Below are 16,778 nucleotides of genomic sequence, written 5' to 3'. Positions count from 1 at the left end.
ATCTATCCGCCTCATTTACTCGATATGACCTTCGACAGAAAGAGCTTTGTTTTGTTATGCAAACTCACTCAATCATATCTAGCCTTATATGAGGTTCGTGTTCCTCGGACCGGTGTTTTGCCTCCAGCTTCCTTCAGATTCCGCGTCACCACGGACACCCTTGCTCTTGGCTAACCTCTACTTCTGTCTTCGGCGTTCGGGACTTACACCCTATAGTTCATGTACATGCCGGGCGCACATAAAAAAACAACGTGAATAATAAAGCAATTCACGTTGTTTTAAAAAATTAGAACAATATCCTATTTTTTAATCACTGTATACATTTCTTAAAACATTTGTTTGTGTTCGATCAGGTCCAACTGAAAAAATAGAAAGTGGAATACCAGTTAATTGAGAAATTCTTTCTAAATACATTCGAGCATTTACCGGTAATTCATCGATTGACTTACAATTTGTAATATCTTCAGTCCAGCCTGGCAATTCTTCATATACTGGCTCACATTCTGATAAAATCCTTAAATTTGCAGGATAATTTTCAATAATTTTTCCATTGTATTTATAAGCCACACAAATTTTTAATGTTTTTATACCAGTCAGTACATCTAATGAATTTAGAGATAAGTCTGTAATTCCACTAACTCTTCTTGCATGTCTAACTACGACGCTGTCAAACCATCCTACTCTTCGAGGACGTCCTGTTGTCGTACCATATTCCCTTCCTACTTCGCGGATTTGATTTCCAATTTCATCATGTAATTCGGTAGGAAACGGACCATCTCCTACCCGAGTAGTATATGCTTTCGATACTCCGACTACATGTTTAATTTTTGTTGGTCCAACACCTGCACCAATTGTTACTCCTCCTGCCACTGGATTAGAAGAAGTTACGAATGGGTATGTACCTTGGTCTATATCGAGCATGACCCCTTGGGCTCCCTCGAATAGAACTCTTTTTCCATTATCTAGAGCATCATTTAATACTACTGATGTATCGCAGACGTATTTTTTAAATTCTTGACCATATTGATAGTATTCATCAAATATATCTTCTAATTTAAAACCTTCAGTTCCATAAAATCTTTCTAATAAGCGATTTTTCTCTTCAAGATTTCTAGTTAGCTTTTCTTTAAATACCTCACGATCTAACAAATCAGCAATTCGGATACCAATTCTAGCTGCTTTATCCATGTAAGCAGGACCAATCCCTTTTTTGGTTGTCCCTATTTTATTTGCCCCTTTTCTTTCTTCTTCTACTTCGTCTAACTTTATATGATATGGTAATATTACATGAGCACGGTCACTGATCTTTAAGTTATCAGTTGAGATGCCACGGTCATGTAAATAATTTAACTCCTGAATTAATGCTTTTGGATCGACAACCATCCCATTTCCGATGACACTAACTTTATCTTTATAGAAAATACCAGAAGGAATTAAATGAAGCTTAAACGTTTCACCATTAAATTTAATGGTATGGCCTGCGTTATTTCCTCCTTGATATCTTGCAATTACCTCTGCGTTTTCTGATAAAAAATCAGTGATTTTCCCTTTACCTTCGTCTCCCCATTGTGTACCTACGACTACAACGGATGTCATTGGACGCACCTCCAAAAAGTTCATACAGAACCTCATTATCTTTAACATGTATATGTTACTATCGAGGTCATGGAAAGTCAATATAATTACGAACAATATTCTATATTTGTAAAAGAATGTTCGTTTTTATTTCTCCCTTTTTATTAGTTGTAACCAATAAATCGTAAATATTGCATTTTTCTATCTATTTTTCGTACTTTCAAAAAATAAAAGACCTGCATTCACAGGCCTTATGCTCCAGGAGGTACAGATGTTTCATCATATCTCCGTTCAATATTTACAAATTTATTATATTCCTTTATAAAAGCAAGTTGGACGGTACCTACCGGACCATTCCGTTGCTTGGCAATAATAATTTCAATAATGTTCTTATTTTCTGTTTCTTTATTGTAATAATCATCGCGATAAAGAAAAGCAACAATATCAGCATCCTGCTCAATACTTCCTGATTCACGAATATCTGACATCATCGGGCGTTTATCTTGTCTTTGCTCAACACTCCGAGAAAGCTGTGATAACGCAATAACTGGAACTTCTAATTCCCTAGCTAAAGCTTTTAATGATCGGGATATTTCAGAAACTTCTTGTTGTCGATTCTCAGACGATCTCCCGCTTCCTTGTATTAGTTGGAGATAGTCAATTAACACCATCCCTAAACCATGCTCTTGTTTTAATCTTCTACATTTGGATCGTATTTCGCTTATTCTTATACCTGGTGTATCATCAATAAATATACCAGAGTTTGATAAACTTCCCATGGCCATAGTTAATTTTCGCCAATCTTCATCGGTTAATGATCCAGTTCTGAGTCTCTGAGCATCAATATTTCCTTCTGCACACAGCATTCTCATTACTAACTGTTCGGCACCCATTTCTAAAGAAAAGATAGCAACGTTTTCATTCGTTTTTGTAGCAACATTTTGGGCAATATTTAATGCAAATGCTGTCTTACCAACAGAAGGACGAGCTGCTACAATAATTAAATCATTACGTTGAAAACCGGCTGTCATTCGATCTAATTCTGCAAAACCAGTTGGAATACCAGTAATATCTCCCTTTCGATTATGCAGCATTTCAATATTGTCATATGTTCTAACTAATATATCTTTAATATTATGGAACGAACCCGAATTTTTCCTTTGGGACACTTCCATAATTCTTTTTTCTGCTTCATTTAGTAACTCATTGACCTCATCTTCGCGGGAATAACCATCTTGCGCTATATTTGTTGCTGTTCGAATTAGTCTACGAAGGAGTGATTTTTCTTCTACAATTCGCGCGTAATATTCAATATTAGCAGCTGTAGGTACTGATCCTGCCAAATCACTCAAATATGAAACTCCGCCAACTTCCTCCAATTGTTTTGAAGCAGCGAGTTCTTCAGTAACCGTAATTAAATCTACTGCTTTACCTTCATCGTTTAGTTTTAAAATAGCTTGGTATATTTTTTGATGAGCACTTCGATAGAAATCTTCAGGCAATAAAATTTCAGAAGCTATCGTTAATGACTCTGGTTCTAAAAAAATCGCTCCTATAACTGCTTGTTCAGCTTCCATATTATGTGGAGGAATACGATCTAGGAGAATATCATTCATGAAATATACCTCCCTTCTTTCCGTTCTTATATGAAAATTCAATTTATCACTTTTATATGGAGTCTACCATAAAGGAATTGATGAGAATAGAAAAAAGTGATCAGTACAAAACTGACCACATTTTTTTCTATTAATATTCTATCATGGATTTCATATTTTTTTATATCCAATTTTAACTTATTTCTTTTACATGTACATTTAAAATTGCTGTTACATCTTTATGAAGTTTGACTGGTACCTTCGTAACACCTAATGAACGAATGGCATCCTCCATCTCCATCTTTCTTTTATCAATAGAAATCTTATATTTCTTATTTAATTCCTCTGCTACTTGCTTTGATGTAATAGAACCAAACAATCTGCCGCCTTCACCTGCTTTTGCAAAGATTTCAATAGTTAGACTTTCTAATCGTTCTTTTAATTGTTTTGCCTGTTCTAGTTCTTCGAGTGCTTTTTGCTTTTCTTTATTTTTTTGTGCCTCTAAAGTTTTCAAATTTCCCGGTGTCGCTTCTATAGCAAGCCCATTCTTAAACAAATAGTTCTGAGCGTATCCATCAGCTACATTTTTTATTTCTCCTTTTTTTCCTTTACCTTTAACATCTTTTAAAAAGATGACCTTCATGTTTCTTTTCCTCCTTCCACAATTTCATCTATAGCTTTTTTCAGTTTTTCTTCTGCTTCACTGATTGTCATCCCAGCTAATTGTGTCGCAGCATTCGTTAAATGTCCTCCTCCGTCCAACAGCTCCATAATAATTTGGACATTTACTTTGCCTAATGATCTAGCACTAATAGCTATCACACCATCTTCTCGCTTGGAAATGACAAAAGAAGCTGTAACATTTTCCATCGTCAATAAAGTATCTGCCGCTTGTGCAATAATAACTTGGGAGTATGTTTCATTATCATTTGCCTTAGCTATAGCAATATTTTCTTTATAAAACTCAACTGATTGAATTAATTTAGAACGTTTAATATACGTATCAATATCTTCACGTAAAAACTTTTGAACTAAAACAGTATCTGCCCCTTGAGAACGCAAATACGAAGCAGCATCAAACGTCCTTGATCCAGTTCTTAATGTAAAGCTTTTCGTATCAACAATGATTCCCGCAAGTAAAACTGTAGCTTCTAACATATCAATTTTACCTTTTGGTTGATATTCAAGCAATTCAGTCACAAGTTCTGAAGTTGAGGATGCATATGGTTCCATATAAACAAGTAAAGGATTTTTTACAAATTCTTCTCCTCTTCGATGATGGTCAATGACAACTATTTGATCAATTCGATTAACTAAACGTTCTTCAATCACTAACGATGGTCTGTGAGTATCAACGATGACTAACAATGTATCTTCTAAACTCATTTGTAATGCATCTTCTGGAGTAATTAGTCGACTATATAAATCAGGATAGTTTTTCAATTCTTGAATTACTCTTTTTACACTTTTATCGATATGGTTTTGATCGATGACAATATATCCTTCTCTTTCATTTAGTTGAGCCATTTTTAAAACACCAATAGCTGAACCTAAGGCATCCATATCAGGATATTTATGCCCCATAATCAAAACTTTTTCTTTTCCCTGAATGAGTTCTTTTAATGCATGGGAAATTACCCTTGCTCGGACTCTTGTTCTCTTTTCAACAGGATTTGTTTTTCCTCCGAAAAATTTCACTTTTCCATTAGGAAGTTTAATGGCTACTTGATCTCCTCCACGACCTAATGCCAAGTCTAAACTCGATTGTGCAATGGCTCCTAATTCCGGTAATGATGTTGACCCTGATCCGACTCCTATACTTAATGTTAATGGTACATTTTGTTTTGAAGATGTTTCTCTAACTTCATCTAAAATAGCAAATTTTCTTTCTTCCAAAATAGATAATATTTTTTCATTAAAAACTGCAATAAATCTTTCAGAAGAAACCCGTTTTAAGAAAATACCAAATTGATTAGCCCAATTATTTAATATTGAGGTCACAAGACTATTTAAACTGCTACGTGTTTGATCATCCATTCCTTGAGTAAGTTCATCATAATTATCTAAAAAAATGATGGCTATTACGGTTTTCTCTTCTTCATACAATTGTTCTATCATCGCTAGGTCTGTAATATCAAAGAAATAAAGTAGTTTTTCACTTTTCTTATAATAAACTTTATATTTTCGATCGTTTAATGTAATAACATCTGTTTCAAGCTCTTGTTTCAACATAGGTATTAAAGGATCACATAAATCATACAGTGACTTTCCAATTAAAGTTTCTTCATGAAAACATGAAGTTAAAAAAGGATTTGCCCATTCAATAAAGTACTCGTCACTAATTAACATGATCCCAAAAGGCATTTCCATTAATGCCTCTTCACCGACTTTTTTTACACGATAGGATAATGTTTCAACATACGTTTGGACTTCATTTCGAAATTTCATGTCCTGCAAATAAATTAAATATAAAAACCAGCCAAATATGATAATACCAATCATCCCAAAAATTAATTGGTACAGTGAGAGTATACCGAAGAATAAAATTGTAATGAATGACAGAAAAAATATTAACTGTTTCATTTTATTTTTTTTTAAAAAAACCGGCATATTTTCAGCCCCCGTAATAAATCTAAATGAACATTCTCCACTTTGAGAACGCTATTTAGATATGCGCTGTCTTAAATTAAAGCCTAAATCTATTATACCTAATATACGAATAAATGAACTAAGAATAGGAATAAAAAGTGAAAAAATTGTTCCTATAATTGGAATCGCTATAGACATTTTTTTCTTATGAGAATAATAAAAGAGAAAAGAAATACCTTGGATTAACATGAGTGTTTGTAGTATATAAAATAAATTTAATATCGTTGTATAAATATATGTACCTTTTTCCAAATTCATAAATATCGTAATTAACATTACAATTAGATAATACCAAAGCAAGCTTTTTGGCATCGAAAGTTCCCTAAATGGCGGAGCTTTTTCTACGTCGATACCTAATTTTCTTACAATTGGGATGCATATCATAATCATTAATAACACAACTAGTGCAGCCGCCATGACTAAAAATGTCGGCAATAACGTTTGAATGATACTAACCAGTTCATTCAGTGACTCTGTGATATTATTATCTACTGATTGTCCCATCATTTTAAGTATATTTTCTGACTGCTCTACTGACTCATTCAATATATTGATTAGTTCATCCAATATATTGACTTTTAAAAATACAACAGATATAGCATAAATCAATACGAGATTGACTAAAAAGACGACTGTAGCTGATAAATATTGTATGACTCTATCCTTTTTTTCCTTTATAAACCATCCAATGACTATTCCTGTACTACCATAGGCAATGGTTATTGGAATGGAAAATATACCTCCAACAATAAATGTAAGGATGGTTGCAGCGACTAACAATAGTAAAGAGTCTTTTAAATGATTTTTTGAACTAAAATAAATAAAAGAAACCGGTAAAATAAAGGAAATGATTGTTCCAATGAGAGGTACATATAAAAAAAGAAGCAACATTACAATGTAAATTGCTAGAAGAATTGCACCTTCCGTTAGTTTTTTTGTTTCTTTCACTTTTTCACCTCTTCAGATAAAAATCACTTTTCTAGAAAGCATTCAAATAATAGCTTGAGTATTTCTACAATATTATTCTCTTTAACCTTTTTCATAAGAATACATACTTACAATTAAAATCCAACTATGAAAAAAACAACAGGAAGAATCCCTGTTGTTTTTTTATTTTTCATCAGCTACATATGGTAACAATGCCATTGTACGAGCTCTTTTAATCGCACGTGTTAACATGCGTTGATATTTGGCACTAGTTCCAGTTACACGACGAGGAAGAATTTTTCCACGTTCAGAAATAAACTTTTTAAGCAAATCTACGTCTTTGTAATCGATATGGGTAATTCCATTAGCTGTGAAATAACATACTTTACGACGTTTTGCACGTCCACCTTTACGTCCTGCCATTGTTTTCACCTTCCTTTTTATATTATTTATATTTAACGTTCATTAATGAAAAAGTCATGTATATGACGGAAACGTTTAAAACGGTAAATCATCATCAGAAATATCAATTGGATTACCGTCATTAGAAAACGGATCCCCATCATTTCTTGAAAAATCATTTTCTCTTCGTTGATTCTGGTTAGTTCCAAATGGTCCTCCAAAGTCTTGTGGAGAATCACCGAAATTATTCATTCTAGATTGTGATCCTTTTGGTTCTAAAAACTGTACACTATCTGCTACAACTTCTGTTACATAGACTCTTCGCCCATCTTGTCCTTCATAACTTCTAGTTTGGATTCTTCCATCAACTCCAGCAAGACTTCCTTTTTTTAGAAAGTTTGCTACATTTTCTGCAGGCTTTCTCCAAACTACACAGTTAATAAAATCAGCTTCTCTTTCACCTTGCTGATTTGTATATGTCCTATTAACAGCTAAAGTAAATGTTGCAACGGGTACTCCATTTGGTGTATATCTTAATTCTGGATCTTTCGTCAATCTCCCTACTAAAACCACTCGGTTTAACAACAGAATCAACTCCTTTTCCTTTTTGACAAATGTTTCACGTGAAACATTTGTCAAAAAGTATGAAACATCAATGATTATTCATCTTCTTTAACAACAATATGTCTAATAATGTCCTCACTGATTTTAGCTAAACGATCAAACTCTTGAACAGCTGCTGGTTCAGATTGGACATTAACGATTTGGTAGTAACCATCACGAAAATCATTAATTTCATAAGCTAAACGACGTTTACCCCAATCTTTTGTTTCTACAATCTCCGCTCCGTTATCCGTTAAAACTTTAGCGAATCGATCGATAATCGCTTTTTTAGTTTCATCGTCTACGTTTGGGCGGATGATGTACATAATTTCGTACTTTCTCATCACACATTCACCTCCTCTTGGACTTAACGGCCCTAATGTATTAGGGCAAGGAGCAACTTACATTACTCACAAGTTAGAATTATATCATAGAAATAATTCATTATCAATGTTTGGAATAAAAATGATGGATTAGCATTAGATTATAATAAATAAGTAGTCAGATTGCGATTACACATTGAATCTGAAATGGATAATATCCCCGTCTTGGACTTCATAATCTTTTCCTTCTAAACGAACTTTTCCTGCTTCTCTTGCCGCATTCATTGAACCGTATTTTAATAAATCATTATAAGCAACAGTTTCTGCCCTAATAAAACCTCTTTCAAAATCTGAATGGATGATACCGGCGCATTGAGGAGCTTTCATTCCTTTTTTAAATGTCCATGCTCTTACCTCTTGAACACCAGCTGTAAAATAAGTTGCAAGTCCAAGTAAATCATAGGCAGCTCTAATTAATTGATCTAGGCCAGATTGTTTAATGCCTAATTCTTTTAAGAACATCTCTTTTTCTTCTTTATCCAATTCAGAAATCTCTTCTTCGATTTTCGCACATACTACAATAACTTCCGCATTATCTTTTTTTGCATATTCTCGAACCATTTGGACGTATTGATTGTTAGATGGATCGGTGATATCTTCTTCACTTACATTTGCTACATAAAGAATTGGTTTGATTGTCAATAAATGCAGTCCTTTAACGAGTTTCAATTGTTCATCCGTAAATTCTAATGTTCTGGCAGGTTTTTCATTTTCAAAAGCTTCTTTTAATTTTGATAAAACTTCGAATTCCTGCATCGCGTCTTTATCTTTTTGTTTTGCCATTTTTTCTACACGGCTTATTCTTTTATCTACAGTTTCTAAATCAGCTAATATCAATTCTAAATTAATTGTTTCAATATCTGCGATTGGGTCTACTTTTCCAGCTACATGTGTAATATTTTCATCTTCAAAACAACGTACTACTTGACAAATTGCATCAACTTCACGAATGTGGGAGAGAAATTTATTTCCCAGCCCTTCACCTTTGCTGGCACCTTTCACAATTCCAGCAATATCCGTAAATTCAAAAGTCGTTGGAACTGTTTTCTTTGGTTGAATAAGTTCAGTCAATTTTTCTAAACGTTCATCAGGTACTTCTACAATACCGACGTTCGGATCAATAGTGCAAAAAGGATAATTCGCAGACTCAGCACCTGCCTGAGTTATCGCATTAAATAATGTAGACTTCCCTACGTTCGGTAATCCTACAATCCCTGCCGTTAAAGCCATTATGTCCACTCCTCTTATATTAAACCAGTCTAATAATAAACCTTTCACAATTATAGATAGAATAGAAAAAAAAGACAAGATTAAACACTCTTGCCTAAAGGAAACGTGAATGAAGTGATTATTGTTCTTCGTTTCTTTCCAATATTTTTTTACACTTCTTTTCAAATTCCTTCCTTGGTAATAAAACACTGTGTGAACAACCCGTACACTTAATTCTTATGTCCATGCCTAATCGAATAATTCTCCATCTATTAGTCCCACAAGGATGTGGCTTCTTCATCTCAACAATGTCATTTAAATGATAAGATTCATTAGGCATTCATTTTCCACTCCTCTGAAGCAATATTAATAGACGTGACTTATTCCTAAATAACCTTAGAAAACATGTAAAATTACTCTAATTTTTTCTTTGATTTAATTGTACATCTTTTCCAATCTATTAGGAAGTGTTTCCCTTAGAAACCATTAAACTTTCATTTTTTTTAAATGAATCACGTATATTTTCTAAAGGAATTATCTATAATGAAGTATTAAAACTACTAAGGAGAAAAAATATGGTTATGTCTAAATGGTTGAACAAATATAAATCGGACCGTATTTTTTATCAAGAAGCGCTTGCCGCTGATAAAATTGCAATGGAAATTCTACCATTACTACCTATTAATAATCAACCAATTATATGTGTATGTATAGGTACCGATCGATCTACTGGAGATTCTCTCGGTCCTCTTGTGGGTAGTGATTTAATGGAGTATAAAGATTTACCATTTTATGTTTATGGCACACTTGAATCCCCTATCCATGCGGTCAATTTAGAAGAAAATTTGAAAAAGATTTATGAGAATCATTCGAATCCTTTTATTATCGCTATTGATGCATGCTTAGGAAATTTAAAAAGTGTGGGATCCATTCAAGTTGGAAAAGGACCATTAAAACCTGGTGCAGGCGTCCACAAAACTCTTCCTGAAGTTGGTGATATCCATATTACTGGAATTGTAAATATCAGTGGGTTTATGGAGTTTTTTGTTCTGCAAAACACAAGGTTATATTTAGTTATTAATATGGCAAAAAAGATTGCAAAAGGCATCAAAAAAACCGCTTTCCTTTATCAAAAAGAACAGCATATGTTTTCAATAAATAAACATCATGGACAGTATGAGGATATCATAAAGAAAAGCCCTAGTTAATAGAGCTTTTACTATGGAATAAAATACAACAATGTAACGATAATTGCGACGACTAAGATGCCTGGTAATAGGTTTGCAACTCTTATATTTGATATATTGGATAAATTCAATCCAATTGCTAAAATCATTATTCCCCCTACTGACGTCATTTCGGTAATAAATGAATCCATTAATTCTTGAGGAACAAATAGATGAATTTGATTAGCAAAAATTGCAATTAACCCTTGATAAAGAAAAACCGAGATAGAAGAAAATATGACTCCAATACCTAATGTTGTCGTTAATATTATTGCTGTAAATCCATCAATTATTGCTTTTGTAAACAAGACATCATGGTTTCCTCGTATACCACTATCTAATGCACCAACAATTGCCATAGCACCTATGACAAAAATTAAGGTTGCTGTTACAAAACCTTGAGAGATATTTCCTTCGCCTTTTAAATTTATTTTTCTTTCGATCCATTTTCCAAGCCGATTTAACATTTTATCCAAATCAATAAATTCTCCGAGCATAGCACCAAATACAATACTTAATATAACAATAAGGAAATTATTACTTTTTATAGCCATTTGCATTCCTAAAACAATTACCGTTAATCCTATTCCCTTCATTACAGTGTTTTTCATGTTTTCAGGAATTTTTGAAAGTAACTTTCCAATCAATGTGCCAACAATAATCGTTAAAGCATTTACTGTTGTACCTAGTAATACCACGTTTTCACCTTCTGTCACGATTTAATTCATATAAAAAGAAACCATCCATTTGATGGTCCCTCTTATCATAATTTTATTGATTTGAATCTAATATTTCTAAAATTCTTTCTAAATCCTCTTTGGAGAAAAATTCGATTTCAATTTTCCCTTTTTTCTTCATTTGCGTTATGGTAACAGTTGTCCCGAATTTTTCACGTAATATTGATTCTTGTTCTTGAATAAATATATCTTTTGGTGGCTTTTTCTTTTTTGTTTCACGTGAAACATTTTGATTTAATTGTTGAATCAATAATTCAAGTTGGCGAACATTAAGTCCGTCTTTCATTACTTTTTCAGCTAAAGGCTTCATTTTATTTTTATTTTTTAGACCTAATAAAGCTCTAGCATGTCCCATAGATAATTTACCGTCAGAAACTAATTGTTGAATGTCTTGAGGAAGTGAAAGGAGCCGAACTAAATTAGCAATATGCGGTCTGCTTTTGCCTAATCGTTTAGCTAATTCTTCTTGTGTAAGATTTAAACGTTCCATTAACATTTTATAAGCGTTTCCCTCTTCAATGGGTGTTAAATCTTCACGTTGTAAATTTTCTAAAACTGCTAGTTCCATCATTTGTTGATCACTTAAATCTCTAACAACTACTGGAACTTTTTCTAATTTCGCCTCTTTAGCAGCCCTAAATCTTCTTTCACCAACTACAATTTCATACCCTTTAATACTTTTCCGAACAATTATTGGTTGTAAAATTCCATGCTCCTGAATGGATTGTTTTAATCCTTCAATAGCTTCTTCATTAAATATTTTCCTAGGTTGATATGGATTCGGTCGTAATTCTTTAATTGAAATTTCTTGTACTGTCTCTTCTTGGTTGGTATCTAGGTGTGAAAATAAAGCGTTGATCCCTTTTCCTAAACCTTTAGCCATTTGCTACCACTTCCTTAGCTAAGTCTAAATAAACCTCTGCTCCCCTAGACTTTGGATCATAAATAATAATTGGTTGCCCATGACTTGGCGCTTCGCTTAAACGGATATTTCTAGGAATAACCGTTTGGTACACTTTATCTTGAAAGTATTTTTTTACTTCATCAATTACTTGAAGACCTAGATTTGTCCGTGCATCTAACATCGTTAATAAAACGCCTTCAATCATTAGCTCTTTATTCAAATGTTTTTGTACCAAACGAACAGTATTTAACAATTGACTAAGTCCTTCTAACGCGTAATATTCACATTGAACTGGAATAAGGACAGTATCTGAAGCAGTTAAAGCATTAATTGTCAATAAACCTAATGAAGGGGGGCAATCAATGATAATATAGTCAAAATGATCTTTTACTTGTTCTAGTGCCCTTTTAAGTCGAACTTCTCTTGAAATGGTAGACACTAATTCAATTTCTGCACCGGCTAACTGAATCGTTGCCGGAATAGTATATAAGCCCTCTACTTGTGTACTCATTATCGCTTTATAAGGGTCTATGTCATCTACTAAAACATCATAAATACATTGTTGAACATCAGCTTTTTCTATTCCAATCCCACTTGTTGCATTACCTTGCGGGTCAATATCTACTAACAAAACTTTTTTTCCTATGTATGCTAAACATGCCCCTAAATTAACAGAAGTAGTTGTTTTCCCAACTCCTCCTTTTTGATTGGCAATTGATATGATTTTACCCACGTTGTCACCTACTTTCAAAACCTATTATTCTTTTAAATTTCTTTTATTTTATCATGAAAAATCGTTTATTATCTTTTTTTCGAAAAAAAAATAAAGGAATATCCTACATTAATTAATGGAATTAATAATAAAACTTTACAATTTCGAACTTTATCAATCTTGTTGAAATCAAAAAAAATAAAGGAGCTTGGTTATCCAAGATCCTCAACATATCTATTATTTTTTCTTTTTTGGGATTTTTATTGTTATCTGATAATAATCCTCAAAATCTTCTTCTTCCGAATCTAATTCAATTCCACTATCGGTGACCATATTTAATGATTGCCTAATTGTATTAACAGCTATCCTCATATCTTTACTAAATGAAAAACGTCTTTGCTTTGGTTTTTGACTAACTGGATTTAATATCTTATTTACTCTTTCTTCTGTTTGTTTTACATTTAGATTTTTTTCTATAATTTCTTTTAATAGTTTTACTTGCTCTTCAGGATTTTTTAATGGGATTAACGCTCTTGCATGTCTTTCCGTGATTGTTTTATTTAAGAGTGCATCCTGAACCTCAGTTGGTAATTTAAGTAATCTTAATTTATTAGCAACTGTGGATTGCCCTTTTCCCAACCTTTGCGCAAGTGCCTCTTGAGTAAGATTATGCATTTCTAATAACTTACCATAAGCCATAGCTTCTTCTATTGGAGACAATTCCTCACGTTGTAAATTTTCAATTAACGCAACAGAAGCTGTCTCCGTATCATTAAAATTCTTTATAATGGCAGGAACATACTCCCACCCTAACGTTTGAACTGCACGCCAGCGCCGCTCACCAGCAATTAATTCATATTGATCATTATCGATTTCACGGACAACAATTGGTTGGATAATCCCGTGTGTATGAATAGTTCGCGCTAATTCTTCTATTTTTTCATGATCAAAAACCGTCCTGGGTTGAAAGCGATTTGGCACAATTTTATTTATTGGGATTTGTTGAATCTCTTCCTGTTCTTTTGTGAGTTCTTTTTCAGATTTAACATCTTCGACTTGTTCTTCTTTTTCACTTATCCCAAAAAAGCGTGAAAATGGATGCTTCATTGCTCCACACCACCTTTATGAAACTCCCTAATTATAGTTCTCTTTTTATTGGAAAGTTCCTTCTTTTGCATCAATATTTATTTCCCCCTTGACCCCCAAATGGAACGAACTATTCCAGAGGTGATTTCACTGGCATACCAGGCTTTCTTGGATATTTTTTTGGTGTTGAATTTTTCTTTTTGATTATGACAATATTTCTTTCACTATCCTCAATCGGCAATTGAAAAGAGTGAATATCATCAATAGTTCCACCTAATGTATGTATCGCACGTTTCCCTGTTTCAATTTCCTCTTTGGCATTTGAACCCTTCATTGCAATAAAAGTTCCGTTAACTTTTACTAAAGGTAAACAAAATTCACTTAATACCGACAATTTAGCAACAGCTCTTGCCATAACCACATCATAATTTTCACGATGTAAACTACTTTGTCCAAATGTTTCTGCACGATCATGATAAAAATGGACATCTGTTAATTGTAATTCTTTTGCTAAATGATTTAAAAATTGGATCCTTTTATTTAAAGAATCTACAATAGTTACCCGAAGATGCGGAAATGCTATTTTTATGGGCAGGCTAGGAAATCCTGCGCCTGCTCCTACATCACAAACATTTAATGATTGATTAAAATCATAATAGAAAGTAGCAGTTAATGAATCAAAAAAATGTTTTAAATACACTTCATCACGATCAGTAATGGCTGTTAAATTCATTTTTTGATTCCATTCAATTAATAAAGAATAATATTGTTTAAACTGATTGATTTGAAAATCCGTTAATTGAATCCCTTTTTCTTGTAATAATTGGATAAATAGTTTCTCATTCATTTGAACTCATCCTAATTATATTATTGATTGGAAACTCTAGCAATTTTTCCTTGCTCTAAATAAACAAGCAATATTGAAATATCAGCTGGATTAACTCCCGAAATTCTTGATGCCTGAGCAATGGACAATGGGCGAATTTCTTTTAATTTTTGTTTTGCTTCATTCGCTAATCCATTAATAGCATCATAATCAATATTTTCCGGAATTTTTTTATCTTCCATTTTCTTCAGACGTTCTACTTGTTGCAAAGATTTTTCAATATACCCTTCATACTTAATTTGAATTTCAACCTGTTCCTCTACTTCTTTTGAATATTCCTTTTCAGGCGGAACTAAAGTTTTAATATGGTTATAATTTACTTCTGGTCTTCTAAGAAAATCTGAAGCGCGGACTCCATCTTTTAATTCAGAACCGCCAATTTCACGAATTAAAGATTGAGTTTTTTCGTTAGGTTTAATAATAATCCCTTTCAAACGATTAATTTCTTCTTCAATATCTTTTTTCTTTTGTATAAATTTTTGATATCGTTCTTCTGAAATTAAACCCATTTGGTAACCTAATTCTGTTAGACGTAAATCAGCGTTATCATGGCGCAATAATAACCGATATTCTGCCCTTGAAGTCAATAGTCTATATGGTTCGTTTGTACCTTTTGTCACTAAATCATCAATTAATACACCTATATAAGCATCGGAACGGCTTAATATGACTTCCTCTTTATTAAATGCCCTTCTAGCTGCATTAATTCCCGCCATAATTCCTTGTCCTGCCGCTTCTTCATAACCTGAAGTGCCATTGATTTGTCCAGCTGTATATAGATTTTTTATTAATTTTGTTTCTAACGTTGGCCAAAGTTGAGTAGGTACAATAGCATCATATTCAATTGCATAACCGGCTCTCATTAACTGAGCATTTTCTAATCCCGGTACTGATTCTAATAATTTTCTTTGAATTTCTTCTGGAAGGCTTGTAGACAAACCTTGAACGTAAACTTCTTGTGTATTTCTTCCTTCAGGTTCTAAAAAGATTTGGTGGCGAGGTTTATCATGAAAACGTACAACTTTATCTTCAATTGAAGGACAATATCTAGGACCAGTCCCTTTAATCATTCCTGAGAACATTGGAGATCTATGCAAGTTTTCATCAATGATTCTATGTGTTTGTTCTGTTGTATACGTTAACCAACATGGAAGTTGATCCGTAATAAATTTTGTCGTTTCATAAGAAAAAGCACGTTCTTCTTCATCACCTGGTTGTATTTCTGTTTTACTATAATCAATCGTATCGCTTTTTACACGTGGAGGAGTCCCAGTTTTAAAACGAACTAATTTAAAACCAAGTTCTTCTAAATGCTCAGATAATTTGATGGATGGCTGTTGATTATTAGGACCACTAGAATACTTTAATTCCCCAATAATGATTTCACCACGTAAAAAAGTTCCTGTCGTTAAAATAACGGTTTTAGAATGATAAATAGCTCCTGTTTTTGTCATAACCCCTTTACAAACTCCATTTTCAACAATAAGTTTCTCAACCATTCCTTGTAAAAGGGTTAAATTTTCCTCTTTCTCAAGAGTATTTTTCATTTCTTGTTGATATAAAAATTTATCGGCTTGTGCTCTTAATGCACGTACAGCCGGTCCTTTTCCGGTATTTAACATTCTCATTTGAATGTAAGTTTTATCAATATTTTTAGCCATTTCTCCGCCCAATGCATCAATCTCTCGAACAACGATTCCCTTAGCTGGTCCTCCAATAGACGGATTACATGGCATAAAGGCTACCATATCTAAATTTATAGTAATGATAAGTGTTTTTGCACCTAATCTCGCTGCAGCTAATCCGGCTTCGCAACCGGCATGACCAGCACCAACAACGATGACATCATAATGACCTGCATCATATGTTTTCATTATGATGCTC

At 33.2% G+C, this 16,778-nt stretch carries 17 protein-coding genes; 1 reads left to right on the top strand and 16 read right to left on the bottom strand.

Going from position 1 to position 16,778, the window contains the following annotated elements:
• Nucleotides 1-306: 306 nt before the first annotated feature.
• The 10 genes from AC3ASS_RS07470 to AC3ASS_RS07425 all read right to left on the bottom strand — a co-directional run bounded on the left by AC3ASS_RS07470 (nt 307) and on the right by AC3ASS_RS07425 (nt 9,683).
• The gene (locus tag AC3ASS_RS07470) at nt 307-1,596 is read right to left on the bottom strand and encodes an adenylosuccinate synthase (protein WP_488282892.1); all 1,290 of its coding nucleotides are present in this window, start codon (nt 1,594-1,596) and stop codon (nt 307-309) included.
• Between the two features lie 230 nt (nt 1,597-1,826).
• A complete protein-coding gene (dnaB, locus tag AC3ASS_RS07465; RefSeq protein ID WP_488282891.1) occupies nt 1,827-3,191 on the bottom strand; it encodes a replicative DNA helicase in 1,365 nt (454 codons plus the stop codon).
• A 172-nt stretch (nt 3,192-3,363) separates the two neighbouring features.
• Nucleotides 3,364-3,813, bottom strand: a complete 450-nt coding sequence (gene rplI / locus AC3ASS_RS07460) for a 50S ribosomal protein L9 (RefSeq protein ID WP_488282890.1) — start codon at nt 3,811-3,813, stop codon at nt 3,364-3,366.
• A complete protein-coding gene (locus tag AC3ASS_RS07455) occupies nt 3,810-5,780 on the bottom strand; it encodes a DHH family phosphoesterase (RefSeq protein WP_488282889.1) in 1,971 nt (656 codons plus the stop codon). Before AC3ASS_RS07455 ends, rplI begins: the two co-directional genes overlap by 4 nt.
• 51 nt (nt 5,781-5,831) lie before the next feature.
• Nucleotides 5,832-6,767 (bottom strand): YybS family protein, encoded by a 936-nt coding sequence (locus AC3ASS_RS07450; RefSeq protein ID WP_488282888.1) that lies wholly within the window; start codon nt 6,765-6,767, stop codon nt 5,832-5,834.
• A gap of 162 nt (nt 6,768-6,929) precedes the next feature.
• Nucleotides 6,930-7,169, bottom strand: coding sequence for a 30S ribosomal protein S18 (rpsR, locus tag AC3ASS_RS07445; protein ID WP_488282887.1), 240 nt, complete (start codon nt 7,167-7,169; stop codon nt 6,930-6,932).
• 75 nt (nt 7,170-7,244) lie between these two features.
• Nucleotides 7,245-7,733: a single-stranded DNA-binding protein gene (gene ssb / locus AC3ASS_RS07440; RefSeq protein ID WP_488282886.1), complete on the bottom strand. Its 489-nt coding sequence runs from the start codon at nt 7,731-7,733 to the stop codon at nt 7,245-7,247.
• A gap of 74 nt (nt 7,734-7,807) precedes the next feature.
• The gene (rpsF, locus tag AC3ASS_RS07435) at nt 7,808-8,095 is read right to left on the bottom strand and encodes a 30S ribosomal protein S6 (protein WP_488282894.1); all 288 of its coding nucleotides are present in this window, start codon (nt 8,093-8,095) and stop codon (nt 7,808-7,810) included.
• A gap of 168 nt (nt 8,096-8,263) precedes the next feature.
• The gene (gene ychF, locus AC3ASS_RS07430) at nt 8,264-9,364 is read right to left on the bottom strand and encodes a redox-regulated ATPase YchF (protein WP_488282885.1); all 1,101 of its coding nucleotides are present in this window, start codon (nt 9,362-9,364) and stop codon (nt 8,264-8,266) included.
• A 118-nt stretch (nt 9,365-9,482) separates the two neighbouring features.
• Nucleotides 9,483-9,683, bottom strand: a complete 201-nt coding sequence (locus AC3ASS_RS07425; RefSeq protein ID WP_488282884.1) for a DUF951 domain-containing protein — start codon at nt 9,681-9,683, stop codon at nt 9,483-9,485.
• Between the two features lie 241 nt (nt 9,684-9,924).
• Here AC3ASS_RS07425 and yyaC point away from each other — a divergent pair, with 241 nt between their 5' ends.
• On the top strand, nt 9,925-10,551 hold the full coding sequence (yyaC, locus tag AC3ASS_RS07420; RefSeq protein ID WP_488282883.1) for a spore protease YyaC: 627 nt from the start codon (nt 9,925-9,927) through the stop codon (nt 10,549-10,551).
• An 11-nt stretch (nt 10,552-10,562) separates the two neighbouring features.
• On the opposite strand, the gene AC3ASS_RS07415 is transcribed toward yyaC, so the two are convergent.
• The 6 genes from AC3ASS_RS07415 to mnmG form a co-directional block, all read right to left on the bottom strand.
• The gene (locus tag AC3ASS_RS07415; RefSeq protein WP_488282882.1) at nt 10,563-11,267 is read right to left on the bottom strand and encodes a DUF554 domain-containing protein; all 705 of its coding nucleotides are present in this window, start codon (nt 11,265-11,267) and stop codon (nt 10,563-10,565) included.
• A 73-nt stretch (nt 11,268-11,340) separates the two neighbouring features.
• Nucleotides 11,341-12,189 carry a ParB/RepB/Spo0J family partition protein gene (locus AC3ASS_RS07410; protein ID WP_488282881.1) on the bottom strand — a complete coding sequence of 283 codons (849 nt, stop codon included), beginning with the start codon at nt 12,187-12,189 and terminating at the stop codon, nt 11,341-11,343.
• A complete protein-coding gene (locus AC3ASS_RS07405) occupies nt 12,182-12,943 on the bottom strand; it encodes a ParA family protein (protein WP_488282880.1) in 762 nt (253 codons plus the stop codon). Before AC3ASS_RS07405 ends, AC3ASS_RS07410 begins: the two co-directional genes overlap by 8 nt.
• A gap of 216 nt (nt 12,944-13,159) precedes the next feature.
• The gene (gene noc / locus AC3ASS_RS07400; protein WP_488282879.1) at nt 13,160-14,029 is read right to left on the bottom strand and encodes a nucleoid occlusion protein; all 870 of its coding nucleotides are present in this window, start codon (nt 14,027-14,029) and stop codon (nt 13,160-13,162) included.
• A gap of 109 nt (nt 14,030-14,138) precedes the next feature.
• Nucleotides 14,139-14,855: a 16S rRNA (guanine(527)-N(7))-methyltransferase RsmG gene (gene rsmG, locus AC3ASS_RS07395; protein WP_488282878.1), complete on the bottom strand. Its 717-nt coding sequence runs from the start codon at nt 14,853-14,855 to the stop codon at nt 14,139-14,141.
• Between the two features lie 20 nt (nt 14,856-14,875).
• The gene (gene mnmG / locus AC3ASS_RS07390) at nt 14,876-16,768 is read right to left on the bottom strand and encodes a tRNA uridine-5-carboxymethylaminomethyl(34) synthesis enzyme MnmG (RefSeq protein WP_488282877.1); all 1,893 of its coding nucleotides are present in this window, start codon (nt 16,766-16,768) and stop codon (nt 14,876-14,878) included.
• Nucleotides 16,769-16,778: the final 10 nt, after the last annotated feature.

It is taken from the genome of Bacillus sp. JST-5 (genome assembly GCF_057747715.1).
Note: the sequence above shows the minus strand (reverse complement) of the source record. Positions and strands in the feature narration are given on the sequence as shown.